This window comes from Microbacterium sp. CBA3102 (genome assembly GCF_007954505.1).
In the GTDB taxonomy this organism is placed as follows: Bacteria; Actinomycetota; Actinomycetes; order Actinomycetales; family Microbacteriaceae; genus Microbacterium; species Microbacterium aurugineum.
Genome location: NZ_CP042412.1, coordinates 3,411,922 through 3,436,682, shown reverse-complemented (window position 1 = coordinate 3,436,682; position 24,761 = coordinate 3,411,922). Strand labels below are relative to the sequence as shown.

Below are 24,761 nucleotides of genomic sequence, written 5' to 3'. Positions count from 1 at the left end.
CGCATGGAGATGAAATGATCGCCCTGACGCTCGCTGAGATCGCCGCCGCAGTCGGCGGTGAACTGCGCGTGGCCGGAGAGGACACGACCGAGACCGTCGTCGACGGGATCGTCGACACCGACTCCCGCACGATGACTCCCGGCTCGGTCTTCGTCGCGAAGCCCGGCGCGGAGACCGACGGCCACCGGTTCGTGGGTGCGGCTGTCGCAGCAGGGGCCGCCGTGGCGATCGTCGAGCACACCGTCGACGTCCCCGTCAGCCAGGTCGTCGTGCCGGACGCCGTCGTGGCCCTCGGCGCCCTCGCGCGCGAGGTGGTCGCTCGCGTCCGTGCCGAGGGGCGCCTCCGCATCGTCGGCATCACCGGGTCGAACGGCAAGACGACGACCAAGAACTTCCTCGCGCGCATCCTGGAGGACGAGGGCGAGACCGTCGCTCCCGTCAAGTCGTTCAACAATGAGGTCGGCGCTCCCGTCACCATGCTCCGCGTGACGAAGAGCACCCGTTTCCTCGTGAGCGAGTTCGGTGCGGCCGCGCCGGGGAGCATCGCGCACCTCGCGGGCCTGGTGGAGCCGGATCTCGCCGTGGTCCTCATGGTCGGCATGGCTCATGCCGGAGGGTTCGGCGGGATCGAGGCGACGGCCAAGGCGAAGTCGGAGCTCGTCTCGGCAGCCCGCGTGCCCGGCACGGCCGTGCTCAACATCGACGATCCCCGAGTGGCCGCGATGAAGGATCTCGCGCTCTCGCGCGGCCTGGACGTCATCGGCTTCGGGCAGAGTGACGCCGCCGACGTGCGCGCGGTCGACATCGAGGTATCGGCCTCGGGCACGTCCTGCGTCATCGAGGTCGGCGGGGAGCGGCTCCCGTTGCGACTTCGCGTGCTCGGTGCACATCACATCACCAATGCCCTGGCGGCGATCGCCTCCGCCCTCGTCCTCGGCATCGCCCCGGCAGACGCCGTCGCGCGTCTGGAGACGGTGGAGATCGCCGAACGATGGCGTATGCAACCGCTCGGCAGCGATCGCGTCCGCATCATCAACGACGCCTACAACGCCAGCCCGGACTCGATGGCCGCGGCGCTGCGCACCCTCGCCCAGATCACCGGTCCCGACGAGCGGACGGTCGCCGTGCTCGGCGCCATGAGTGAACTCGGCGAGAGCGCGGGGGAGGAGCACGATCGGATCGGTCTGCTCGCCGTGCGTCTGAACATCCAGCGAATCGTCGTCGTCGGACCGGAGGCCAGGCGGCTCTATCTCGCCGCCGTCGGCGAAGGCTCCTGGGACAGTGAGGCCGTGCACCTTCCCGACCAGGACGCGGCGTACGAGTACCTCCGCACCGAGCTCCGCGACGGCGACCGCGTGCTCGTGAAGTCATCCAATTCCGTGGGCCTCCGGCATCTCGGCGATCGTCTGGGAGAATTGTTCTCGTGAGGTCTCTCATCATGTCGGCGGCGATCTCGCTCGCCTTCACCCTGTTCCTGACCCCCGTCTTCCTCCGGCTCTTCCGGAAGTGGGGCTGGGGACAGGTCATCCGTACCCCGGAGTCGGTCCACAACCCGAGCCATGAGGCGAAGCGGGGGACCCCCACGATGGGCGGCGTCATCTTCATCCTCGGCTCGATCGTGGGCTACTTCACGGGCGTCCTCGTCAGCGGCGAGGTTCCCGCCCTCTCGGCGCTTCTGGTGATCTGGCTGATGGTCGGCTTCGGTGCCGTGGGCTTCATCGACGACTACATGAAGGTGCGCAGCCAGCGGAGCCTCGGGCTGTCGGGCTGGCGCAAGGTCATCGGCCAGCTCATCGTGATCGTGCCCTTCGGCATCGTCGCGCTCAACTTCCCCAACAAGTGGGGGCAGACGCCTGCGAGCTCCGCGATCTCCCTCTTCCGCGACATCACCTGGCTCAACCTGTTCGCCTTCGGTGTCGTGCTCGGCTGGATCCTCTATCTGGTGTGGATCTCGGTCATCGGCGTCGCCACGTCGAACAGCGTCAACCTGACGGACGGTCTGGACGGCCTCGCCGCCGGTGCCGGCGTCATCGTCGTCGGTGCGTACAGCGTGATCGCGTTCTGGCAGTTCAAGCAGCCCTGCATCGGCGGAGACCCCGATGCGCTCGGCGGATGCTATGAGGTACGCGATCCCTTCAACCTCGCCATCATCGCGGCCTCGGTCGCGGCAAGCCTCATCGGGTTCCTGTGGTGGAACGCCCCCAAGGCGAAGGTCTTCATGGGCGACGTCGGCTCGATGGCCATCGGTGGCGTGATCACGGCCATGGCGATCCTCACCCGCACCGAACTCCTCCTCCTCGTGATCGCCGGGGTGTTCGTGCTGTCTTCCGGTTCGGTCATCCTGCAGCGGGGCTACTTCAAGCTCACCCGAGGCAAGCGCCTCTTCCTGATGAGCCCGTTCCATCACCACCTGGAGATGCGCGGCTGGTCCGAGGTCACGATCGTCGTCCGCATGTGGATCATCGCCGGTCTGCTCGCCGTGTCGGCCGTCGGCCTGTTCTACGTCGAATGGCTCACCCGTGTCGACTGAGCGCCTCGCCGGACTCACCAGTTGGAACGCCGACTGGCGGGGTCTCCGGGTCGCGGTTCTCGGGCTGTCCATGACCGGCTTCTCCGTGGCCGATACGCTCACCGAACTCGGCGCGGACGTGCTGGTGCTCAGCGAATCCGCGGAGGAGGAATACGAGCGGCTGCTTCCGGTGATCGGTGCACGCCTCGAGCTCGGATCACTCGCCGAAGTCCCCGCCGTGCTGGTGGATTTCGCGCCGGAGGTCGTCATCGCTTCGCCGGGGTTCCCGCCCTCGCACCCGCTCATCCGGTGGGCACAGGAGTCGGGCGTGGCGATCTGGGGCGACGTGGAGCTCGCGTGGCGCGTCCGCGACAAGGTCGTCCGTGCCGACGGTTCGCCGGCCGACTGGGTGCTGATCACCGGGACGAACGGCAAGACGACCACGACTCAGCTGACCGCAACACTCCTCGTGGCGGGGGGCCTGCGCGCGGCACCGTGCGGCAACATCGGCGTGCCGGTGCTCGATGCCGTGCGCGACCCGGCGGGCTTCGACGTGCTGGTGGTCGAGCTCTCGAGCCATCAGCTCTGGTACCTCGGACAGTCCCGCCCCGAGGGTGAGCTGTTCCCGTACTCCGCCGTCTGCCTCAACCTCGCCGACGATCACCTGGTCTGGCACGGCAGTGCACAGGCGTACCGCGATGCGAAGGCCGTGGTCTATCGGAACACCCGTGTCGCCTGCATCTACAACAAGGCGGATGAGGCCACCCGCCACATGGTGGAGGAGGCGGAGGTCGTCGAGGGGGCCCGCGCCATCGGCTTCGATCTCGGGATCCCAGGTCCGAGCGACCTCGGCATCGTGGAGGGGCTCCTGGTCGACAGGGCCTTCCTGGACGACCGTGCACGCAGCGCCCTCGAGCTCACGACCGTCGCCGCTCTCGATGAGGCGGGCCTCGCGGCTCCGCACATCGTGCAGAACATCCTCGCAGCGAGTGCGTTGGCGCGCTCCCTCGGTGTGGAGCCGGAGGCGATCCACGCAGCGCTCCAGTCCTTCCGCCTCGACGCCCACCGTATCCAGGTGGTCGCGCGACACCGGGGGATCACCTGGGTCGACGATTCCAAGGCGACGAATCCGCACGCGGCAGCGTCGTCGCTGCGTGCTTACCCGGGGGCCGTGTGGATCGTCGGGGGCGACCTCAAGGGCGTGGACATCGCCGAGCTCGTCGCCGAGGTCGGTACCACGGCTCGTGCGGCCGTCGTGATCGGCGTCGAACGTGCCTCCGTCGTCGCGGCATTCCGGCGACACGCGCCGACGGTGCCGGTGTTCGAGGTGGATGCTGGCGAGACTGGTCAGGTCATGAACCGTGTCGTGGAGATCGCGTCGGGGATCGTCGACGGCGAGGGCACAGTCCTGCTGGCCCCGGCTGCGGCGTCTTTCGACCAGTTCTCCGGCTATGCGGATCGCGGGCATCGCTTCGCCGAGGCGGTGCAGGACTGGATCGACCGGGGGAGCGCCGATGACACAGGTGTCCCGCCCTCCGCGCTCTGAGTCCGGAGGGCTCGCAGCCCGAGTCTCCCTCGGGCGTCGGTTCACTCCGGTGTCGACGGAGTTCCTCCTCATCGCATCGACCGCCCTGCTGCTGACGCTGTTCGGTCTGGTCATGGTGCTGTCCGCCACGAGTGCCTCCGCGGTCGCGAGCGGCAAGGACCCGATGGGCGGTGTGCTGCGTCAGGGGGTGTTCGCCCTTCTGGGTGTGCCGCTGATGTTCCTCGTCAGTCGGATGCCGGTCGCGTTCCTGAAGAAGATGGCGTGGCCCGCACTGTTCGGCGCGGTCGCTCTGCAACTGCTCGTGTTCACGCCGCTGGGTATCGAGGATGGCGGAAACCGGAACTGGATCCAGATCGCCGGGTTCACGCTGCAGCCCTCCGAGTTCCTCAAGCTCGCCCTGGCCCTCTGGATCGCGGCGGTGCTGCTGCGCAAACAGGCGATGCTCGGCACCTGGCATCACGTCTTCATTCCCGTGATCCCGGTCGGTGCGCTCGCGATCGGTACCGTGCTCGCCGGAAAGGACCTCGGCACCGCGATGGTGCTTGTCCTCATCCTCCTGGGGTGTCTGTTCTTCTCGGGGGTCAAGCTCCGGTTGTTCATCCTGCCCGTGATTCTCGGCGTCATCGCGGTGCTCGCCTACGCGCTGTCCAGCCAGGACCGCATGCGCCGCATCGTCGCCACGTGCGACGACATGGCGCTGTACGAGGGCGACTGCTATCAGTCGATCCACGGCATCTGGGGCATGGCATCCGGGGGGATCTTCGGACTCGGGCTCGGCAACTCCCAGGAGAAGTACGGATGGCTGCCTGCAGCGGGCAACGACTTCATCTTCGCCATCGTCGGAGAAGAGCTCGGGCTGATCGGCTGCATCGTCGTCCTGGCCCTGTTCACGTTCTTCACGGTCGGTGCGTTCCACATCATCCGGAAGACGCCGGATGCCTTCATCCGCGTCGCGGCCGGGGGCATCACGGTGTGGATCGTCGGTCAGGCCGTCCTGAACATCGGCGTCGTCATCGGTATCTTCCCCGTGATGGGCGTCCCTCTCCCGTTCATGTCGCAGGGAGGCACAGCACTGCTCGCCGTGCTGATCGCCTGCGGCGTGCTGCTCGCGTTCGCACGCACGATCCCCGTGACCGAGAAGCAGTCAGCGGAGCGGGGTAGGGTCGCCAGGTGACCTCGTATCTCCTCGCCGGCGGTGGCACCGCCGGCCATGTGAATCCCCTGCTCGCCGTCGCCGATGCGCTCCGTGAACGCGTCCCCGACGACTCGGTCCTCGTGCTCGGCACGGCGGAGGGGCTCGAATCGCGACTCGTGCCCGAGCGAGGCTATGAACTGCTGATCGTGGACAAGGTTCCGTTCCCGCGCCGACCGAACCGCCAGGCGGCCGCCTTCCCCGGGAGGTTCCGTCGGGCGATCGCCCAAGTGCGCGAGCACATCCGTCGGCACGACATCGACGTCGTCGTCGGGTTCGGCGGGTATGCGTCGGCGCCGGCGTACGTCGCCGCTCGTCGCGAGGGTGTTCCGTTCGTGGTGCACGAGGCCAATGCCAAGCCCGGACTGGCCAACGTGCTCGGTGCCCGCCGCGCGGCGGCCGTGGGCGTCGCGTTCGAGGGCACGCCTCTCCGTGGCAGCGAAGTGGTCGGGATGCCCCTGCGCCGCGAGGTGATCGCGCTCGATCGTACGGCCGCTCGCGCGGAGGCCGCGGAGCACTTCGGGCTCGACGCCCAGCGTCCGGTGCTGCTCGTCTTCGGTGGTTCGCTCGGTGCGCAGCGCCTCAACGAGGCTCTGGCGGATTCCTGGCAGGACATCCTCGCAGCGGGCTGGCAGCTGCTGCATGTGACCGGCGAACGCAGCGATCTGGCGGATCCCGGAGTCGACGGCTACGCGTTGCGTCGGTACGTGGATCGCATGGACCTGGCCTTCGCGCTCGCAGACCTGATCGTGTCGCGGTCCGGCTCGGCGACGGTGAGCGAGATCAGCGCGCTGGGGATCCCCGCGCTCTACGTGCCCTATTCGGTGGGCAACGGTGAGCAGCGACTGAACGCGGCCTCTGCAGTGGCGGCCGGTGCTGCAGAGCTCCTGGACGACGCCACCTTCGACGGCGACGCGGTACGCCGGATCGTCGTGCCCCTCTTGGGCGATCAGGCGCGGATCGACCGGATGGCGGCCGCCGCCGCGACGGCAGGAACGCGCAACGGCACGGAGAACGTGATCACCCTGATCGACCGCGCGCTGCATGCGGCCTGACGCGGTCGACACCACCGAACGAAAAGTAGACTGAAGCGGACATGATCAGACCCGACCTCTCCCTCCCTCTTCCCGAGACGATCACCTCCGCGCACTTCATCGGCATCGGCGGCTCCGGCATGAGCGGGCTCGCGAAGATGTTCCTCGACGCGGGCATCCGCGTCTCCGGAAGCGACCGCGCCGACAGCGACAACCTGCGGGCGTTGGCCGCGGCGGGAGCCACGGTCCATGTCGGTCACGATGCCGCGTACCTGGGCGACGCCGACACGGTCGTGCACACCGGCGCGATCTGGCCCGAGAACCCCGAGTTCGTCACCGCGAAGGCGCGTGGCCTGCACGTGATCCACCGTTCCCAGGCGCTGCACTGGCTGATCGGGTCCCGTCGCCTGGTGTCGGTCGCCGGCGCGCACGGTAAGACGACCTCGACGGGCATGATCGTCACCGCACTGCGGGAGCTCGGGGCCGATCCCCATTTCGTCAACGGCGGTGTGATCGAGCAGCTCGGAACGTCGAGCGCTACCGGATCGGGCGACCTGTTCGTCGTCGAAGCAGACGAATCGGACGGCACCTTCCTGCTCTACGACACCGCGGTCGCTCTCATCACGAATGTGGATCCGGATCACCTGGACCACTACGGTTCGGACGAGGCCTTCCATGACGCGTTCGTCCGGTTCGCGGATGCCGCCTCGGAGGCCGTCGTGATCTCTAGCGACGATGCCGGGGCGCTCCGAGTCGGCGCCGGGATCACCCACCCGAACGTGCTCACGTTCGGTCAAGCGGCCGATGCGGATGTGCGCGTCACCGACTTCGTGACCGACGGAGGCGTCGCAGCGACCATCACCCACGGTGGCGAGCAGGTGCGGATGCAGCTCGCCGTCCCCGGTGTGCACAACGCCATCAACGCGGCCGGCGTCGTCACGGTGCTGCGCGCCCTCGGGTATCCGCTCGTCGACGCGGTCCGCGCCGTCGAAGGTTTCGCGGGAACGGTTCGCCGCCTCGAACAGCACGGGGTCGCGCGCGGCGTGACCGTGTACGACGACTACTCGCACCATCCGACCGAGGTCAGGGCGGCACTGGAGGCGATGCGCAGCATCGCGGGCACGGGGCGGGTCATCGCGATCCAGCAACCGCACACCTACTCCCGCACGCAGCACATGTACCAGGAGTTCGCCGACGTTCTCGAGGAGTTCGCCGACCACACGGTGATGCTGGACGTCTACGGGGCTCGTGAGGATCCGGTCCCCGGAGTCACCGGCGAGCTGGTGAGCAACGCGTTCCGCGACCCGTCGCACGTGCACTTCGTGGCGGATTGGCAACAGGCTGCCGACTACACGGCTACCGTGGCGCGCGACGGAGATTTCGTCGTGACCCTCGGCTGCGGCAACGTGTATCAGATCATCCCGCAGGTCTTGGAGTCCCTCCGCCGGACCGACGAGGCCTAGCCGATGCGTCGGCCCGCACCGCTTCCGTCCACCCCGGAGAGTTCGGGGGAGAAGGGCGCCGCGACGCAGGCGACGCGCCGTCCGAGTCGGCCCGGCGCCGCGGTGGAGGAGAAGTCCGCTGCCGCGGCGGAGGAGAGGCCCGCTGTCGCCGAGGAGCGCGCACCGGCGGAGGACGCGACGCTCGATGCGCCGGAACCGACCTCGACGAGGGATGTCTGGCGCGCGGCGCGCGCGCGGCGCAAGGCTCTCCGCGCAGAGATCCGCCGGTTCACCCAACGCTCTCGGCGACGACGGATCATCTGGTGGAGCAGCCTCGCCGCTGTGGTCGTCGTGATCGGAGGGAGCATCGCGGCCGCGTACAGCCCGCTGTTCGCCGTCGAGAAGATCACGGTCGTCGGGGCGACCAGCCTCGATCCCTCCGCGGTCGAGGCGGCGCTCAGCGATCAGCTCGGCACGCCGCTGGCTCTGGTCGATTCCAGTGAGGTGAAGGCCGCGCTGCTGGCGTTCCCTCTCATCGAGACGTATGCGCTGGAGGCGCGGCCTCCGCATGACCTGACGGTGCGCATCGTCGAACGCACCCCGGTCGGCGTGATCCGCTCGAACGCTGGATTCACGCTCGTGGACGCGGCGGGGGTGGCGCTTTCGACCACGCCCGATCAGCCCGCAGGGCAGCCTCTGATCGAGATCGACAGCGGGGTCGATTCGGCCGCGTTCCGCAGCGCGGGGCTCGTCGTGAGGTCCTTGCCCGCCGATGTCCGATCACAGTTGGCGGGGGTCGCGGCGACCACCCAGGACGACGTGACCCTGACGCTGAGCAGTGGGCTGACGGTGGTCTGGGGGAGCGCGGAGGACTCGGGTCTCAAGGCACTGACCCTCTCAGCGGCGATGGGCGCCCATCCCGGGGCACGGTCGATCGACGTCACGTCGCCCGAAGTCGCCGTCGTCGGCTGACCTCTTTCGTGGGGAATGGCGCGACACGCCCAAGTGGTTGCGTGCGCGCGGCCAGGCGGCGCTTACCTTCGATCAAGAGAACGCAATACCGGGAAATACTTTACACCTCTAGTTGAGGTTTAAGGTTCATCCTTTTCAGGCTCGAATAATCGGAGGCCGGCCATGAGCCAGAACCAGAACTACCTCGCCGTGATCAAGGTCGTCGGCGTCGGCGGTGGCGGCGTCAACGCCGTCAACCGCATGATCGATCTCGGTCTCCGCGGAGTCGAGTTCATCGCCGTCAACACCGACGCCCAGGCGCTGCTCATGAGCGATGCCGACGTCAAGCTCGACGTCGGTCGGGAACTCACGCGTGGTCTCGGCGCCGGAGCAGACCCCGAGGTGGGGCGCCGTGCCGCGGAGGACCACGCCGAGGAGATCGAGCAGGCCCTGACCGGTGCGGACATGGTCTTCGTGACCGCCGGCGAGGGAGGCGGCACCGGAACCGGTGGTGCTCCCGTGGTGGCCCGCATCGCGAAGTCCATCGGCGCGCTCACCATCGGTGTCGTCACCAAGCCGTTCTCGTTCGAAGGTCGCCGTCGCCAGAGCCAGGCAGAGGCGGGCGTCGCGAAACTCAAGGAAGAGGTCGACACCCTCATCGTGGTGCCGAACGACCGTCTCCTCGAGATCAGCGACCGTGGGATCTCCATGATCGAGGCCTTCGCCACCGCGGACCAGGTGCTCCTCGCCGGTGTCCAGGGCATCACCGACCTGATCACGACCCCGGGTCTGATCAACCTCGACTTCGCCGACGTCAAGTCGGTCATGCAGGGCGCAGGTTCCGCCCTCATGGGCATCGGCTCCGCCCGCGGTGCCGATCGCGCGATCAAGGCCGCCGAGCTCGCGGTCGAATCGCCGCTGCTCGAGGCCTCCATCGAGGGTGCGCACGGCGTGCTGCTCTCGATCCAGGGAGGTTCGAACCTCGGCATCTTCGAGATCCACGACGCGGCCGACCTCGTCAAGGAAGCGGCACACCCCGAGGCGAACATCATCTTCGGTACCGTCATCGACGACACTCTCGGCGATGAGGTGCGCGTGACCGTCATCGCGGCCGGATTCGACGGCGGTGAGCCTTCGCTCCGACTGGACCCGATGGTCGTCTCCCGGCCTTCGGCGACGGCTCTCCCCGAGGTCTCCCTCGACGAGGAGCCGGAGGCGAAGAGCGACGCGGCACCGGCGGAGCCGGTGCAGCAGCGAGTGCCGACCACCAGCATCGAGCCGGCTTTCGCAGACGACGACATCGACATCCCCGAATTCCTGAAGTGAACACTGCGGCCGACGGGCAGGGGCGGTCGGACCTGGCGGCGCGGCTGACGGCGATCGACGAACGCATCGCCGTCGCCGCGCGCGCCGCGGGGCGGGATCCGGCGGAGATCACTCGCATCGTCGTGACGAAGTTCCATCCGGCCTCTCTGGTCCGTGAACTGCGCGCGCTCGGTGTGAGCGACGTGGGAGAGAATCGGCAACAGGAGCTGTCGGCGAAGCAGGCGGAACTCGCAGCCCTCGACCTGACCTGGCACTTCATCGGCCAGGGGCAGACGAACAAGGCCGCGGCCATCCGGCGCAGCGCCGACGTCGTGCATTCCGTCGACCGGGGCCGATTCGCCGACGCGCTGGACCGCGCGGCCCAGGACGATGGCCTCCTCGACGTGCTCGTACAGGTCAACCTGACCGACGATCCTGGTCGCGGGGGAGTGGCACCCGCTGACGCCGTCGCACTCGCTGAGCACGTGCTGGCGCTGCCATCGCTCCGTCTGCGGGGCGTCATGGCGGTCGCGCCACTGGATGAGGAACCCGGCGCTGCATTCGCGCGCTTGCGTGCCGTCGCTGAGGGCGTCCGCGCCGTTCAGCCCTCCGCATCGTGGATCTCCGCCGGGATGACCGGCGACTTCGTGGAGGCGATCGACGCCGGCGCGACACACCTGCGGATCGGCTCCGCAATCACCGGCCCCCGGCCCGACCGGGGTTAACCTGTGAAAAGACCAGCCCCAAACGTTCGAACCGGAGGACACGATGGGTAACCCGCTGAAGAAGACCATGGTGTATCTCGGCCTCGCCGACGAGGAAGAGGTCTACGAGGAGGAGGCGCAGGCTCCTGCGCGCGCTCACCGCGAGCGCGACCGCGAGCGCGAAGAGCCGGCTCCGGCTCCCGTCACGCCCCTCCGTCGTCCCGTCGCCGTCCGCCAGCCCTCTGCAGGAGCCGTGAACGAGATCCTCACCGTCCACCCCAAGCAGTACCGCGACGCTCAGCTGATCGCGGAGAGCTTCCGCGAGGGCGTCCCGGTCATCATCAACCTCTCCCAGATGAGCGATGCCGACGCGCGCCGTCTCATCGACTTCGCGAGCGGGCTCTCCCTCGGCCTGTACGGCCGTATCGAGCGGGTCACCTCGAAGGTGTTCCTGCTCTCGCCGGAGAACATCGCGGTTTCGGGCCACGGGGGCATCGCGCACGCAGACGCTGAGTCTGCGGGCTTCGACCAGTCGTAGCTCGTGGAGTTGGTCTCCGTCGCAGCGAGCATCGTTCATCTGGTGCTGCTGCTCTACATCTTCGTGCTCTTCGCGCGCCTCATCCTGGACTACATCCCCCTCTTCAATCGGGAGTGGCGTCCCAAGGGGTTCGGTCTGGTCGCCGCTGAGGCTGTCTACACGGTCACGGATCCGCCCATCCGGTTCTTCCGGCGGCTCATCCCGCCACTGCGGATCGGTTCCCTGTCGCTCGATTTCGGGTTCACGCTCACCCTGTTGATCGTGCTGGTCCTGATGAACATCGTGCGGCTGTTCATCCGCTGAACTCCCGGCGATCCGCCCGGATCCGCCACGTGGACTTCGTGTTCTCTGGGTGTCGTGACATCGCGGCGCTGAGGCGCGGGGGCTATGCTGGCACCCAGGTGCGCGCCCCGGGTTCGCGCCACATCACGACCACGCCATACATCGATACTGGCATTCGTACTCATCGAAAGAGGAGCCACTCATGGCACTTACCCCGGATGACGTCGTCACCAAGCAGTTCCAGCACGTCCGCTTCAAGGACGGCTTCGACCCGGATGAGGTCGACGACTTCCTCGACGAGATCGTCATCGAGTGGCGCAAGGCTCTCGAAGAGAACGTCGAGCTGAAAGCCAAGCTGGCCGCCTACGAGTCCGGCGAGGCCCCCGAGGCCGCCGCTCCGGCCGCGGCACCTGCGGCGCCCGAGACTCCGGCTCCCGTGGCCGAGGTTCCCGCAGAGCCTGCTCCGACCGGTTCCGCGACCGCGACCGCCGGCATCATCGAGCTCGCCCAGCGTCTGCACGACGAGCACGTCGCCGAGGGTGAGGCGAAGCGCAACGCGCTCATCGCCGAGGCCGAGACCGAGGTCGCCCGGATCCGCACCGAGGCCGAGGCCAAGCAGCGCGAGGAGTCGGCACGCCTGGAGCGCGAGCGCAACACGCTCGAGGCTCGCATCACCGAACTCCGCAACTTCGAGCGCGACTACCGCTCGCAGCTGCGCGGATACATCGAAGGCCAGCTCCGCGAGCTCGACGAGAAGTCGGCGTCCACGGACTCCACGCCCGTCTCCGCGATCGGTCTGTAAGGCGCCCTCTTGTCAGGACGTCGTCCCCTTCGTCGGTCGGCGGCCGGTGCGATCGTTGCGATCCTCGCAGCGCTCGTACTGGCCGCCGATCAGTTTGTGAAGTACCTCACGATCGAGAACCTGCCGCTGCAGGTACCGGTCCCGGTTCTCGGTGAGTTCCTTCAGCTGTACTACGTCCGCAACCCCGGCGCGGCGTTCTCGCTCGGTTCCGAGGTCACCTGGATCTTCACGATCGCCCTCGCGGTCGTCGCGTCGATCATCATCTGGAAGGCGTTCGGGCTCAAGTCCCGGCTGTGGGCCGTGGTCCTCGGCTGCCTGCTCGGCGGCGTGCTCGGCAACCTCACCGATCGACTGTTCCGGGAGCCCGGGTTCCCGGTGGGACATGTCGTCGACATGATCTCGATGCCGTGGATGATGCCGGCCATCTTCAACGTCGCGGACATCTTCATCGTCACCGGCATGATCTCGGTGGCCCTGCTCGTGGTCTTCGGCCTGCGCTTCGACGGCACGCGCGAGCGCGATCACGCGGTGGTCGAGACCGAGGAAGAGGCGGAAGCTGCGGCGATCGCCGCCGAGGCGGCGACCGAGACGGACGCGGACGAGGTGGACGCGGGCGACGATGACGCACCTTCGGAGGATGCGGCTCCCGCATCGGAAGGCCGCTGACGTGGAGTCCCGATCTCTGCCGGTTCCTGACGGCTTGGACGGCACGCGGGTGGATGCCGCGCTCGCGAAGCTGATGGGTTTCTCCCGCACCTTCGCTGCGGATGTCGCCGCGGCCGGCGGAGTCCGTCTGGACGGCGTGACGCTCGACAAGTCTGACCGCTTGCGCGGTGGTGGCTGGCTCGAAGTCGAATGGGCGCCGAAGGAGGCGCCGCGAGTCATTCCGATCGCGGTTCCCGAGCTCGGGGTCGTGTACGACGACGACGACATCATCGTGGTCGACAAGCCCACGGGCGTGGCCGCGCATCCGTCCGTCGGGTGGGAGGGCCCCACCGTCGTCGGCGCACTCGAGGCCGCCGGATTCCGCGTCGCGACGAGCGGTGCCGCCGAGCGTCAGGGGATCGTGCACCGGCTGGACGTCGGCACGAGCGGCCTCATGGTCGTGGCGAAGTCTGAGCAGGCGTACACGACGCTGAAGCAGGCGTTCAAGGACCGTACGGTCGAGAAGATCTATCACGCGGTCGTGCAGGGGCATCCTGATCCGCTGGCGGGAACGATCGACGCGCCCATCGGGCGCCATCCGAACCACTCCTGGAAGTTCGCCGTCGTTCCCGACGGGAAGCCCTCGGTGACCCACTACGAGACGCTCGAAGCTTTTCCGGGCGCTTCGCTCCTCGAGATCCATCTCGAGACGGGGCGCACGCATCAGATCCGCGTGCACATGGCTGCTCATCGGCATCCGTGCGTCGGCGATCCGCTGTACGGCGCCGACCCCACGATGTCAGCCCGGCTTGGGCTCACACGTCAGTGGCTGCACGCACATCAGCTCGCGTTCGCGCACCCGGCGACGGGGGACTGGGTGCGGTTCGAGTCGCCCTATCCGGCAGACTTCCGCCACGCGTTGGACGTGCTCCGCGGCGAATAGTCGGCGCTGCGCCGGCCCGATGTCGGTGTCGTGCGCGACACTGAGCGCATGAGCATCGAGGTTCGTCCTGCAACCGTGTTCGACGATGTCGCAACCCTCGTCGGGCCGAAGAAGCCGACGTCGAACGTGTGCTTCTGCCTGAGCTATCGCATCGGCAACAAGGAGAACCTTGCGCTCAAGGGCCCGGCCCGCGCCGACCGGGTGCGCGAGCTGTGCCACCAGGATCCGCCCCCCGGCGTGATCGCCTATCTCAACGACGAGCCTGTCGGCTGGGCGGCACTGCATCCGCGACGCGACACGAGCTTCGCCCGCAATCGGCTCATCCCGCGGATCGATGACCTCGACGTCTGGTCGCTGTGGTGTTTCCGGGTACGCCCCGGGTACCGGAAGCAGGGCATCTCCCATGCGCTGATCGACGGTGCTGTCGCATATGCGACGGAGCGCGGCGCGCCCGCCATCGAGGGGTATCCGGTAGACAACGGGGGCGAGAAGGTGAATCTGACGATGGCGTACGTCGGCACGCGAGCGCTCTTCGAGAGTGCAGGATTCGTGAAGGCCGCGGATACGGGTTCCGTACTCGACGGGTTCCCGCGGGTGCTGATGAGGCTCGACCTGGGGACGCCACAGAGATCGTCGAAGAAAGCGTGACCACAGACAGAGCGAGGCTGACGTCTCAATTCCTACATGACTTTCGGAGTTAGGCGTCGTCGATTCACTGCCGTGAGGGAACCTCGACGCAGCCCCCCGCCGACCTCCGGTGTCGGGGCTCCGCCGTAGACTCGAAGGCATGGCATCCGACTCCTTCGTCCACCTGCACGTGCACAGCGAGTACTCCATGCTGGACGGTGCGGCGAAGATCAATGCGATGACCCAGGCAGCCGCCGAATACGGGATGCCGGCCATCGCAGTGACCGATCACGGCAACACTTTCGCGGCATTCGAGTTCTACAACGCGGCGCGGAACGCGGGCATCAAGCCCATCATCGGGCTCGAGGCATACATGACCCCGGGCACGCACCGCAGCGACAAGACGCGCGTGCAGTGGGGCTCACCCGACCAGAAGAGCGACGACGTCTCCGGTTCGGGCGCGTACACCCACATGACGATGTGGAGCCAGAGCACCGCGGGCATGCACAACCTCTTCCGGATCAGCTCCCGGTCGAGCATGGAGGGTTACTACTTCAAGCCCCGCATGGACCGCGAGCTGCTCCAGACCTACGGCAAGGGCATCATCGCGACCACAGGATGCCCCTCCGGCGAGATCCAGACGCGGCTGCGGCTGGGGCAGTACGACGCGGCACGCGCGGCGGCTGCAGAGTTCCAGGACATCTTCGGCAAGGAGAACTACTTCGCCGAGATCATGGACCACGGTCTCTCCATCGAGCGACGGGTGATGACCGACCTGCTCCGCCTCGCGAAAGACCTCAACATCCCGCTCGTCGCGACCAACGACTCGCACTACACGCACCAGCACGAGGCCGACGCTCACGAGGCTCTGCTGTGCGTGCAGTCGGGCTCCACCATGGACGATCCGAACCGCTTCAAGTTCGACGGCGACGGCTACTACATCAAGACCGCCGCCGAGATGCGGCAGCTGTTCCGCGATCACCCCGAGGCCTGCGACAACACACTCCTGATCGCCGAGCGCTGCGAGGTCGAGTTCGACACCTCGGCGAACTACATGCCGCGCTTTCCGGTCCCAGACGGTGAGACCGAGGACAGCTGGCTCATCAAGGAGGTCGAGGCCGGCCTGCACTACCGGTACCCCGGTGGCATCCCCGACAAGGTGCGCAAGCAGGCCGAGTACGAGACCGGCATCATCCTGCAGATGGGTTTCCCCGGCTACTTCCTCGTCGTCGCAGACTTCATCAACTGGGCCAAGGACAACGGCATCCGTGTCGGTCCCGGCCGTGGTTCGGGTGCCGGGTCGATGGTCGCCTACGCGATGCGGATCACCGACCTCGACCCGCTCGAGCACGGTCTGATCTTCGAGCGCTTCCTCAACCCCGACCGTGTCTCGATGCCCGACTTCGACGTCGACTTCGATGATCGTCGCCGCGGCGAGGTCATCGAATACGTCACCGAGAAGTACGGATCCGAGCGCGTCGCCCAGATCGTCACCTACGGCACGATCAAGTCGAAGCAGGCGCTGAAGGACGCCGGGCGCGTTCTCGGGTTCCCCTTCAGCATGGGGGAGCGCCTCACGAAGGCGATGCCGCCGCCCGTGATGGGCAAGGACATGCCCCTGGACGGCATGTTCGACTCGGCGCACCCCCGGTACAAGGAAGCGAGCGAGTTCCGCACGCTGATCGAGACCGACCCGGAGGCCAAGACCGTCTTCGACCGCGCTCTCGGTCTCGAAGGGCTGAAGCGTCAGTGGGGCGTCCACGCCGCCGGCGTGATCATGTCGTCCGATCCGCTGCTCGACATCATCCCGATCATGAGGCGCGAGCAGGACGGCCAGATCGTCACGCAGTTCGACTACCCGTCGTGTGAGTCGCTCGGGCTGATCAAGATGGACTTCCTCGGGCTGCGCAACCTCACGATCATCTCCGATGCGCTCGACAACATCCGGACGAACCGGGGCGAAGAACTCGACCTCGAGCACCTCGGTCTCGACGACCCGGGTGTGTATCAGCTGCTCGCGCGCGGAGACACCCTGGGCGTCTTCCAACTCGACAGTCCGCCGCTGCGCTCGCTGATGCGCCTGATGAAGCCGGACAACTTCGGTGACATCTCGGCCCTCATCGCCCTGTATCGCCCGGGTCCGATGGGCGCGAACTCGCACACCAACTACGCACTGCGCAAGAACGGGGTGCAGGAGATCACCCCCATCCATCCCGAGCTCGAAGCGCCGCTCGCGGAGATCCTGGAGGAGTCGTACGGGCTCATCATCTACCAGGAGCAGGTCATGGCCATCGCTCAGGCCGTCGCCGGCTTCAGCCTCGGACAAGCAGACATCCTCCGTCGCGCGATGGGCAAGAAGAAGAAGTCGGAGCTCGACAAGCAGTACGAGGGCTTCGCGGGCGGGATGAAGGAGCGCGGCTTCGGCGAGGACGCGATCAAGGCGCTGTGGGACATCCTGCTGCCCTTCTCCGACTACGCCTTCAACAAGGCCCACTCCGCGGCGTACGGACTCGTGTCGTACTGGACCGCATACCTCAAGGCGCACTATCCCGCCGAGTACATGGCGGCGTTGCTCACCAGCGTGGGCGACTCCAAGGACAAGATGGCCCTGTACCTGAACGAGTGCCGTCGCATGGGGATCAAAGTCCTTCCGCCCGACGTCTCGGACTCGATCAACTTCTTCGCGGCCGTCGGAGACGACATCCGCTTCGGCCTCGGCGCTGTGCGCAACGTCGGCAGCAACGTCGTCGAAGGGATCGTGCAGGCGCGCAAGGGGGAGCGGTTCACCTCGTTCCACCACTTCCTCGACACCGTGCCGCTGCATGTCTCGAACAAGCGCACCGTGGAGTCCCTGATCAAGGCCGGCGCCTTCGACTCGATGGGCGACACCCGCCGAGCGCTCATGGAAGTGCACGAAGACGCGGTCGAGGCAGCCGTCGACCGCAAGCGCAACGAGGCACAGGGCGCGATCGGGTTCGACTTCGACAGTCTCTACGACGGCATGGAAGAGGCCGCTCCGGCCAAGGTGCCGGCCCGCCCCGAGTGGGTCAAGAAGGACAAGCTCGCCTTCGAGCGGGAGATGCTCGGCCTGTACGTCTCCGATCACCCGCTGGCCGGGCTCGAGGTGCCGCTCGCGAAGCATGCGTCGATCTCGATCCATGACCTCAACAACTCCGAAGACCTGCAGGACGGCGATCAGGTGACTGTGGCGGGCCTCGTGACCAGTGTGCAGCACCGCGTGGCCAAGGCGAGCGGTAATCCGTACGGCATGATCACGGTCGAGGACTTCAACGGCGAGGTCACCGTGATGTTCATGGGCAAGACGTACACCGAGTTCCAGCACACCTTGCAACAGGACGCGATCCTCGCCGTGCGCGGGCGCGTGTCCCGTCGTGATGACGGCCTCAACCTGCACGCGCAGTCCGCGTTCGCGCCCGACATCGGCTCGTTCGACGCCGCAGGGCCACTGTCGTTGGTCTTGGCGGAGCAACGTGCCACCGAGCGGGTGATGGGTGAGCTCGCCGAGGTCCTGCGTCGGCACAACGGCGACACGGAGGTGCTGCTCCGCGTGCACCGCGGCGGCACTGCGAAGGTCTTCGAGGTGCCCATGCCGGTGAAGGTCTCGGCAGACCTCTTCGGTGACCTCAAGTCCCTTCTCGGACCCACCTGTCTGGGGTGAGCGGGTAGGATCATGAGCCGTCGGCAGCACGACGAATCCCCCCGTCGAGCACGGTGACGAAAGGACCACGCATGAGCACGGAACTCCCTGAGCCGGGTGTCGAAGATGCGGATTTCAGCGATGACGACGGTGTCCTCTACGACGATGAGGTGACTCCGGAGTACGGGATCCTCGGATTCACCCTCCGTGAGCTTCTCATCGTCAGCGTGTGGCTGGTCTCCTTCGTCGTGTCGTTCTTCCCGCTGGCCGGGGGCGCCTCGCTCTGGGGCGTCGGAATCCAGTGGATCCTTCCGGTTGGTGTCCCCACGGTCGCCGTGTTCCTGCTCGTGCTCCGTCGCTTCTCGCCTGACGGTATCCGTCGCGTCGGGTCGCTCGGCATCGACCAATTCGCCTCTGTGGCCTTCTCGGTCGCAGCCGTCGTCTGGGCCGGGAACGTGTGGCTCACGATCTCAGGGCTGATCGCCACCGGGTTCTGGTCACTTCCGTGGAGCGGGGTGGTGATGGCCGTCGCCGCTCTGGCCCTGGTCGTGCTCACGGTCTTCGCTCCACTCATCCCGGGGCTGAAAGAGGACTTCCACGGACGTCTGGTCACCCTCGCCCACCGCAACGCCAATCCGGTGCGCCCCGTCATCGCGCGACCGCGACCCGAACCGGTCCTCACGGAGCCCGAGCCACAGACCGCCGCCGACGGCGACCGGACGGATGTGGGCGTGGATGCTTCCGCGCTTCCTCCGGTCGCAGACGCAGACAGCCGGGATTCCGGGAGCCAGGCCACGGACGAGGTCGAGCGCGTCGACCTCGCCGCTCAGGTGCCCCTCACGGCACACGCGTCCGGTGGTGACATCGGCACCGTGCACGGCACAGATGACGAGGAGTACGTGCCCACGTACTCTCGGCGTTCTCGGGGGCAGGAGCCCGAGATCGTCTCGGACACCGGGAGCATCGAGTCCCTCCTCGAGACCGCTGCGACATACGAGACCGCTGTCGTCCCGGACGACACGGAAGCTCCGATCGTGGAGGGTTTCGCCGACGCGGACCTCGATGCGACGAACCCGCGCGAGTCGACTCCCGTCGCGCAGCCGTTCTGGATCCTCGCGCCCTCTGAGCGTGACGTCCACGACGAACGCGGTGACGCGTTGTTCCGCATCGGCCCGAATGCCTGGGCGCTCGTGATCGAAGACCGTGGAGGTGCCTACGTCGTGCGACATGACGACGGGCGGATCGGCTACCTCCACGACATCTCCGACATCACGAAAGGCTGAAATGCGCACGATCGATCTGCGGGGGCGCGAGCTCTCGCCCGCTGACATGCTCGCCGCCGTACCGCGAGCCACACAGGCGCGTGCCGAGGCGCTCGACACCGCCGCCCGCCTCGTGGACGACGTCCGCGACCGCGGTGAGGCCGCTCTCCGTGAGCAGGCGGAACGCTTCGACCGGGTCGCCGGACACTCCGTCCGGGTTCCCGCCGCCCACATCGACGAGGCGCTGGCCGAGCTCGCCCCCGAAGTGCGTACCGCTCTCGAGGAGGCGATCCGCCGCGTGCGACTGGCCTCCGCAGCCCAGGTTCCGGCCGCGCAGGTCACCCGCATCGGCGACGGTGCCGTCATCACGCAGCGCTGGCAGCCCGTCCACCGCGTGGGTGTGTACATCCCCGGTGGGAAAGCGGTCTACCCGTCCAGCGTGATCATGAACGTCGTGCCGGCTCAGGTGGCAGGTGTGGAGCAGATCGCATTGGCATCGCCGCCGCAGGCGGATCAGGGAGGGCGAATCCACCCGACGATCCTCGCCGCGGCCGCCCTGCTGGGCGTGACCGAGGTCTATGCGATGGGCGGAGCGGGGGCGATCGGCGCGTTCGCGCACGGTGTCGCCTCGCTCGGGCTCGACCCCGTCGACGTCGTCTCCGGGCCCGGCAACAACTACGTCGCCTCCGCCAAGCGCGCGGTCGCCGGCGTCGTCGGGACGGACTCGGAGGCCGGCGCGACCGAGATCCTGGTCGTCGCCGATGCCGATGCCGATCCGCGCCTCATCGCCGCCGACCTCGTGAGCCAGGCGGAGCACGACGAACAGGCATCCGCGGTACTGGTCACGGACGCCGCGGAGCTCGCTGCACGCGTCGCCACCGAAGTCGAGCGGATCTCCGTCCTCACCCGTCACAGCGAGCGTGTCGCCGCGTCCTTGGGAGGACCGCAGTCGGCGATCGTCCTCGTCGACGATCGCGCCATGGCGACCGCGTTCAGCAACGCCTACGCGCCCGAGCACCTCGAACTCCACCTCGCCGATGCCGAGAGCGCCGCGTCGGCCTTCACGAGCGCCGGAGCGGTCTTCGTCGGAGACCAGACGCCGGTGAGCCTGGGGGACTACATGGCAGGGAGCAACCACGTGCTCCCGACCGGCGGTCAGGCGCGGTATGCACCGGGACTCGGCGCGTACACGTTCCTGCGTCCTCAGCAGGTGATCTCCTACGACAGGGCCGCACTGGCCGCTGTCCGAGCGGGGGTCGTCGCTCTCGCCGAGTCCGAGGCGCTGCCGGCGCACGGTGAGGCGATCGAGGCGCGCTTCACCGCGTAGGATCGGTCAGATGCACTGCCCCTTCTGCCGTCATCCCGACTCCCGCGTCATCGACTCCCGCACGAGTGACGACGGGCTCTCGATCAGGCGGCGTCGTCAGTGCCCAGAGTGCGGGGGCCGTTTCACGACCACCGAGACGGCGAGCCTCAACGTCATCAAGCGTTCCGGCGTGATGGAGCCTTTCAGCCGGGAGAAGGTCATCTCCGGCGTGCGCAAGGCGTGTCAGGGGCGGCCGGTGACCGAGGCCGATCTCGCCATCCTCGCGCAGCGCGTGGAGGAGGCTGTTCGCCAGACGGGGGTGTCGCAGCTCGACACGAACGAGATCGGTCTGGCCATCCTCGGTCCGCTGCGTGATCTCGATGAGGTCGCTTTCCTCCGCTTCGCCAGCGTCTACCAGGCGTTCGACTCGCTCGAGGACTTCGAGGCGGCGATCACCGACCTCCGCGCCGACCACACGAAGCAGGAGGCCGAGGAGCGGTAATCTGGCAGGGATGTATCCGCTGCTCTTCCGCGCTGTCCTCTCGCGCTTCGATCCCGAGTTCACCCATCACGCCGGCATGGCGGTGATCCGCGTCCTCGGAGTGCCGCCGTTCTCCTGGGCGACCCGTGCCCTGACCGCGCCGGATCCGTCCTTGCGTGTCGACGCACTCGGGCTCAGCTTCCCGTCGCCCTTCGGCATCGCGGCCGGTTTCGACAAGAACGCCGTCGGCGTCCGCGGACTGGCGGCCCTCGGGTTCGGCCACGTGGAGATCGGTACCGTGACGGCGATCCCGCAGGAGGGGAATCCCAAGCCGCGTCTGTTCCGTCTGTTGGCGGACCGCGCCGTCGTCAACCGGATGGGGTTCAACAACGACGGCGCTGATGCGGTCGCCCGTCGCCTCGCTCGACTGCGCCGTGGCGCACCGGACACGGTGATCGGCGTCAACATCGGTAAGAGCCGCATCGTGGACGTCGAGGATGCGACCGCCGACTACGTGGCCTCGGCAACCCGCCTCGCCCCGCTGGCCGACTACCTCGCGGTGAACGTGTCCTCGCCGAACACCCCGGGACTGCGCGGGCTGCAGGCAGTGGAGACGCTGGCACCGTTGCTCCGGGCGGTCAAGGAAGCATCGGGGTCCACGCCGCTGCTCGTCAAGATCGCTCCGGATCTTCCGGATGACGAGATCACCGCCATCGCGGAGTTGGCCGTGGCCGAGGGGCTCGCCGGAATCATCGCGCACAACACCACGATCAGTCGAGACGGACTGCTCACGGACGCGGCGTCGATCGAAGCCGCGGGCGCGGGCGGACTGTCGGGGGCGCCGCTGAAGAAGCGCTCGCTCGAAGTGCTCCGGATCGTGCGTGACGCCGTACCGGCAGAGTTCTGCGTGATCGCGGTCGGTGGAGTCGAGACCCCGGCCGATGTGCAGGAGCGTCTGCAGGCCGGTGCCACTCTCGTTCAGGGTTACACGGGATTCCTGTACCGCGGTCCGTTCTGGGGCCGCGAGATCAACAGGGGGCTGGTCAGTCGGGGTACTGGCCGCGCTTGACCTGCGGCTTCGGCAGTCGCATGAAGCGCATCTGCAGCGCGCGCATCGCGGCGTACCAGCCGAGGCCGCGCTCGAGGCGCTCCTTGCCGAACTTCGCTGCGGCCTTCCGCTTGACCCGCATCCCGAGCAGCACCATGCCGCCGATCGCGATCACGAGATACCCCATCATGACGATGTAGGCGTAGAACGAGATCATCATGTTCGTCGGCAGGAGCGAGGCGAGGATGACCAGCACCATGACGCCCATCACGAACTCGGCCGGGTGCCACCCCGCGTCCACGTAGTCGCGCACCCAGCGGCGCTGCGGGCCCTTGTCGCGGACCGGGAGGTACTTCTCCTCGCCGGCGGCCATGCCGGCCTGGGCGCGAGCGCGACGCTCGTTGAGCTCGGCTTTGGCAGCCGCCTTCGCCTCTTTGGTGTTGGCGACCAGGGGGCGGCGACGTGCTGCCTCCTGCTCCGCGCGGGTCGGCGTCGCGCGCCCCTTGCCGACGGCAGTCGTCTCGGAGGCGTCGTCGTTCGTCGAAGGGGAGGCGGGGTTAGTGGACACGGAGTTCCTCGGTTCGCTGGCGGGGGATCACCTTAAGATTACTCGCATGACCTCTCCTGTTCTTCCCCCTGAGCCCGATGCCGCCGTTCTCGAAGCCGTGGCCACCGGAATCCCCGCTGCGCTGTCGGATCTCGGACACCTCGTGCGGATCCCCGGGATGGCATGGCCGGCGTTCGATCAGACGCAACTGGAGCGCAGCGCGGCAGCTGTCGCGTCACTGGCCGAGGACACCGGTGTCTTCGATGAGGTCCGTGTGCTGCGCGCAGCGATCCCCGGCACCGAGGAGCAGGGGCAGCCGGCGGTCCTCGCCACCCGTGCGGCGCGGAACGGGAAGCCGACGATCCTCCTCTACGCGCACCACGACGTGCAGCCTCCGGGGGACGACGCCCTATGGGAGACGCCGCCGTTCGAGCCGACGGTGCGGGACGGACGTCTCTACGGGCGTGGTGCGGCGGATGACAAAGCGGGGGTCATGGCGCACATCGCGTCGATCCGGGCGGTCAGCGAGGTCCTCGGGGACGATCTCGACCTGGGTATCGCGATGTTCATCGAGGGGGAGGAGGAGTACGGTTCCCGCTCCTTCGCGCAGTTCCTCTCCGACAACAAGGAGGCTCTGCGCGCAGACGCGATCGTCGTGGCGGACTCCGGCAACTGGGACTCCGTGACGCCGGGACTCACGGTCTCGCTGCGCGGCAACGCGCGCTTCACGCTGCGTGTGCGCACACTCGACCACGCGTCGCACTCGGGGATGTTCGGCGGTGCGGTGCCCGACGCGATGATGGCCACCGTCACGCTGCTCGCGACGCTCTGGGACGAGGACGGCGCGGTCGCGGTCGAGGGGATGACCGCGCGCGATGCGGCCACTCCGGACTACACCGAGGCGACGCTGCGGGATGAGGCCGGGCTGCTTCCCGCCACCACACCGATCGGCAACGGGACGATCCTCAGCCGGATCTGGAACAAGCCCGCGGTCACCGTCATCGGTATCGACTCCACGACCGTCGCCGCAGCCTCCAACACGCTCCTTCCCGAGGTCACCGTGGTGATCAGTGCTCGTGTCGCACCGGGCCAGACGGGGCAGGAAGCCTACGAGGCGCTCGAAGCCCACCTCCGCGCCCATGCACCGTTCGGCGCGGAGCTCACGTTCTCCGACGTCGATCTCGGCGACGGCTTCCTGGTCGACACGAGCGGGTGGGCCGTGGCGTTGACCCGTGACGCGATGCGCGACGGCTACGGAGTCGCTCCGGTCGACCTCGGCGTGGGCGGATCCATCCCCTTCATCGCGGATCTGGTGCGGGAGTTCCCCGCCGCACAGATCCTGGTGACCGGGGTCGAAGACCCCCACTCGCGGGCGCACAGCCCGAACGAGTCGCTGCACCTGGATACGTTCCGCCATGCCGTCGCGAGCGAGGCTCTGCTCCTGGCTCGGATGAATGCCACCCAACTCTGAGCCTCACAGCGTCTGCGGCGGTAGAATCGTCCGAGAAGCCGTGCACCTGCGGCCCGTCACAAGGAGCGACATGAGCGACACCACCCTCTCCCCAGAGACCACCCGCGCACACGGCGTCACCCTGACCGACGCTGCCGCCACGAAGGTCAAGAACCTCCTCGAACAGGAGGGGCGCGACGATCTGCGCCTCCGTGTCGCCGTGCAGCCCGGTGGCTGCTCGGGCCTGATCTATCAGCTGTACTTCGACGAGCGCTACCTCGAGGGCGATGAGACCGTCGACTTCGACGGCGTCGAGGTGATCATCGACAACATGAGCGTCCCGTACCTCGATGGTGCGGCGATCGACTTCAAGGACACGATCTCCGAGCAGGGCTTCACGATCGACAACCCCAACGCGGCGGGTAGCTGCGCGTGCGGCGACAGCTTCCACTGATCCTCGCTTCGCGGACCACGGCCGCCGTCACCGAT

At 67.7% G+C, this 24,761-nt stretch carries 23 protein-coding genes; 22 read left to right on the top strand and 1 reads right to left on the bottom strand.

Annotation, left to right across the window (positions count from 1 at the left end; genetic code table 11):
* The first annotated feature begins 14 nt into the window (after positions 1–14).
* From FGL91_RS16550 to FGL91_RS16455, 20 genes are all read left to right on the top strand, one after another.
* Complete coding sequence (locus tag FGL91_RS16550; protein WP_153244376.1) at positions 15–1,427, top strand: UDP-N-acetylmuramoyl-tripeptide--D-alanyl-D-alanine ligase; 1,413 nt, start codon at positions 15–17, stop codon at positions 1,425–1,427.
* Positions 1,424–2,530 (top strand): phospho-N-acetylmuramoyl-pentapeptide-transferase, encoded by a 1,107-nt coding sequence (mraY, locus tag FGL91_RS16545; RefSeq protein WP_047522001.1) that lies wholly within the window; start codon positions 1,424–1,426, stop codon positions 2,528–2,530. Before FGL91_RS16550 ends, mraY begins: the two co-directional genes overlap by 4 nt.
* Positions 2,520–4,055, top strand: a complete 1,536-nt coding sequence (gene murD, locus FGL91_RS16540; protein WP_153244375.1) for a UDP-N-acetylmuramoyl-L-alanine--D-glutamate ligase — start codon at positions 2,520–2,522, stop codon at positions 4,053–4,055. The genes mraY and murD overlap by 11 nt, the downstream gene beginning before the upstream one ends.
* Entirely contained in the window at positions 4,024–5,229 is a 1,206-nt protein-coding gene (gene ftsW / locus FGL91_RS16535; RefSeq protein ID WP_047522004.1) for a putative lipid II flippase FtsW, read from the top strand. Before murD ends, ftsW begins: the two co-directional genes overlap by 32 nt.
* The gene (locus FGL91_RS16530; RefSeq protein ID WP_153244374.1) at positions 5,226–6,302 is read left to right on the top strand and encodes a UDP-N-acetylglucosamine--N-acetylmuramyl-(pentapeptide) pyrophosphoryl-undecaprenol N-acetylglucosamine transferase; all 1,077 of its coding nucleotides are present in this window, start codon (positions 5,226–5,228) and stop codon (positions 6,300–6,302) included. The genes ftsW and FGL91_RS16530 overlap by 4 nt, the downstream gene beginning before the upstream one ends.
* A 41-nt stretch (positions 6,303–6,343) precedes the next feature.
* Positions 6,344–7,744 (top strand): UDP-N-acetylmuramate--L-alanine ligase, encoded by a 1,401-nt coding sequence (gene murC / locus FGL91_RS16525; RefSeq protein ID WP_153244373.1) that lies wholly within the window; start codon positions 6,344–6,346, stop codon positions 7,742–7,744.
* Between the two features lie 3 nt (positions 7,745–7,747).
* A complete protein-coding gene (locus tag FGL91_RS16520; protein ID WP_153244372.1) occupies positions 7,748–8,695 on the top strand; it encodes an FtsQ-type POTRA domain-containing protein in 948 nt (315 codons plus the stop codon).
* 162 nt (positions 8,696–8,857) lie between these two features.
* Positions 8,858–10,000, top strand: coding sequence for a cell division protein FtsZ (gene ftsZ / locus FGL91_RS16515; RefSeq protein ID WP_047522013.1), 1,143 nt, complete (start codon positions 8,858–8,860; stop codon positions 9,998–10,000).
* Entirely contained in the window at positions 9,997–10,704 is a 708-nt protein-coding gene (locus FGL91_RS16510) for a YggS family pyridoxal phosphate-dependent enzyme (protein WP_153244371.1), read from the top strand. Before ftsZ ends, FGL91_RS16510 begins: the two co-directional genes overlap by 4 nt.
* Positions 10,705–10,747: 43 nt before the next feature.
* Positions 10,748–11,221, top strand: coding sequence for a cell division protein SepF (locus tag FGL91_RS16505; protein WP_047524065.1), 474 nt, complete (start codon positions 10,748–10,750; stop codon positions 11,219–11,221).
* A gap of 3 nt (positions 11,222–11,224) precedes the next feature.
* Entirely contained in the window at positions 11,225–11,524 is a 300-nt protein-coding gene (locus FGL91_RS16500) for a YggT family protein (RefSeq protein WP_047524064.1), read from the top strand.
* 181 nt (positions 11,525–11,705) lie between these two features.
* Positions 11,706–12,305 carry a DivIVA domain-containing protein gene (locus tag FGL91_RS16495; RefSeq protein ID WP_047524063.1) on the top strand — a complete coding sequence of 200 codons (600 nt, stop codon included), beginning with the start codon at positions 11,706–11,708 and terminating at the stop codon, positions 12,303–12,305.
* 9 nt (positions 12,306–12,314) lie between these two features.
* Positions 12,315–12,971, top strand: coding sequence for a signal peptidase II (lspA, locus tag FGL91_RS16490; protein ID WP_081997080.1), 657 nt, complete (start codon positions 12,315–12,317; stop codon positions 12,969–12,971).
* A gap of 1 nt (position 12,972) precedes the next feature.
* On the top strand, positions 12,973–13,893 hold the full coding sequence (locus FGL91_RS16485; RefSeq protein ID WP_153244370.1) for an RluA family pseudouridine synthase: 921 nt from the start codon (positions 12,973–12,975) through the stop codon (positions 13,891–13,893).
* A gap of 48 nt (positions 13,894–13,941) precedes the next feature.
* Positions 13,942–14,541, top strand: coding sequence for a GNAT family N-acetyltransferase (locus tag FGL91_RS16480; RefSeq protein WP_153244369.1), 600 nt, complete (start codon positions 13,942–13,944; stop codon positions 14,539–14,541).
* Positions 14,542–14,680: 139 nt separating this feature from the next.
* Complete coding sequence (gene dnaE, locus FGL91_RS16475) at positions 14,681–18,199, top strand: DNA polymerase III subunit alpha (protein WP_047524062.1); 3,519 nt, start codon at positions 14,681–14,683, stop codon at positions 18,197–18,199.
* A gap of 71 nt (positions 18,200–18,270) precedes the next feature.
* A complete protein-coding gene (locus tag FGL91_RS16470) occupies positions 18,271–19,461 on the top strand; it encodes a hypothetical protein (protein WP_131491276.1) in 1,191 nt (396 codons plus the stop codon).
* A gap of 1 nt (position 19,462) precedes the next feature.
* Positions 19,463–20,767, top strand: coding sequence for a histidinol dehydrogenase (hisD, locus tag FGL91_RS16465; protein ID WP_131491275.1), 1,305 nt, complete (start codon positions 19,463–19,465; stop codon positions 20,765–20,767).
* A gap of 10 nt (positions 20,768–20,777) precedes the next feature.
* A complete protein-coding gene (gene nrdR, locus FGL91_RS16460) occupies positions 20,778–21,248 on the top strand; it encodes a transcriptional regulator NrdR (RefSeq protein ID WP_047524059.1) in 471 nt (156 codons plus the stop codon).
* Positions 21,249–21,258: 10 nt separating this feature from the next.
* Positions 21,259–22,296, top strand: coding sequence for a quinone-dependent dihydroorotate dehydrogenase (locus FGL91_RS16455; RefSeq protein ID WP_131491274.1), 1,038 nt, complete (start codon positions 21,259–21,261; stop codon positions 22,294–22,296).
* On the opposite strand, the gene FGL91_RS16450 is transcribed toward FGL91_RS16455, so the two are convergent.
* Positions 22,271–22,843: a DUF3043 domain-containing protein gene (locus FGL91_RS16450; RefSeq protein ID WP_047524057.1), complete on the bottom strand. Its 573-nt coding sequence runs from the start codon at positions 22,841–22,843 to the stop codon at positions 22,271–22,273. The genes FGL91_RS16455 and FGL91_RS16450 overlap by 26 nt on opposite strands.
* Before the next feature lie 46 nt (positions 22,844–22,889).
* On the opposite strand from FGL91_RS16450, the gene FGL91_RS16445 reads away from it, so the two are divergent.
* Entirely contained in the window at positions 22,890–24,293 is a 1,404-nt protein-coding gene (locus tag FGL91_RS16445) for a dipeptidase (protein ID WP_131491273.1), read from the top strand.
* A gap of 70 nt (positions 24,294–24,363) precedes the next feature.
* The gene (gene erpA, locus FGL91_RS16440) at positions 24,364–24,726 is read left to right on the top strand and encodes an iron-sulfur cluster insertion protein ErpA (protein WP_017830247.1); all 363 of its coding nucleotides are present in this window, start codon (positions 24,364–24,366) and stop codon (positions 24,724–24,726) included.
* The last annotated feature ends 35 nt before the right edge of the window (positions 24,727–24,761 follow it).

What these genes read in the sequence shown, in the direction of transcription:
- FGL91_RS16520 (WP_153244372.1), top strand. Translation starts at nt 7,748, where the DNA reads ATGCGTCGGCCCGCACCGCTTCCGTCCACCCCGGAGAGTTCGGGGGAG.
- FGL91_RS16470 (WP_131491276.1), top strand. Translation starts at nt 18,271, where the DNA reads ATGAGCACGGAACTCCCTGAGCCGGGTGTCGAAGATGCGGATTTCAGC.
- FGL91_RS16445 (WP_131491273.1), top strand. Translation starts at nt 22,890, where the DNA reads ATGACCTCTCCTGTTCTTCCCCCTGAGCCCGATGCCGCCGTTCTCGAA.
- FGL91_RS16455 (WP_131491274.1), top strand. Translation starts at nt 21,259, where the DNA reads ATGTATCCGCTGCTCTTCCGCGCTGTCCTCTCGCGCTTCGATCCCGAG.
- nrdR (WP_047524059.1), top strand. Translation starts at nt 20,778, where the DNA reads ATGCACTGCCCCTTCTGCCGTCATCCCGACTCCCGCGTCATCGACTCC.
- ftsZ (WP_047522013.1), top strand. Translation starts at nt 8,858, where the DNA reads ATGAGCCAGAACCAGAACTACCTCGCCGTGATCAAGGTCGTCGGCGTC.
- ftsW (WP_047522004.1), top strand. Translation starts at nt 4,024, where the DNA reads ATGACACAGGTGTCCCGCCCTCCGCGCTCTGAGTCCGGAGGGCTCGCA.
- murC (WP_153244373.1), top strand. Translation starts at nt 6,344, where the DNA reads ATGATCAGACCCGACCTCTCCCTCCCTCTTCCCGAGACGATCACCTCC.
- FGL91_RS16550 (WP_153244376.1), top strand. Translation starts at nt 15, where the DNA reads ATGATCGCCCTGACGCTCGCTGAGATCGCCGCCGCAGTCGGCGGTGAA.
- FGL91_RS16495 (WP_047524063.1), top strand. Translation starts at nt 11,706, where the DNA reads ATGGCACTTACCCCGGATGACGTCGTCACCAAGCAGTTCCAGCACGTC.
- FGL91_RS16505 (WP_047524065.1), top strand. Translation starts at nt 10,748, where the DNA reads ATGGGTAACCCGCTGAAGAAGACCATGGTGTATCTCGGCCTCGCCGAC.
- dnaE (WP_047524062.1), top strand. Translation starts at nt 14,681, where the DNA reads ATGGCATCCGACTCCTTCGTCCACCTGCACGTGCACAGCGAGTACTCC.
- erpA (WP_017830247.1), top strand. Translation starts at nt 24,364, where the DNA reads ATGAGCGACACCACCCTCTCCCCAGAGACCACCCGCGCACACGGCGTC.
- FGL91_RS16480 (WP_153244369.1), top strand. Translation starts at nt 13,942, where the DNA reads ATGAGCATCGAGGTTCGTCCTGCAACCGTGTTCGACGATGTCGCAACC.
- hisD (WP_131491275.1), top strand. Translation starts at nt 19,463, where the DNA reads ATGCGCACGATCGATCTGCGGGGGCGCGAGCTCTCGCCCGCTGACATG.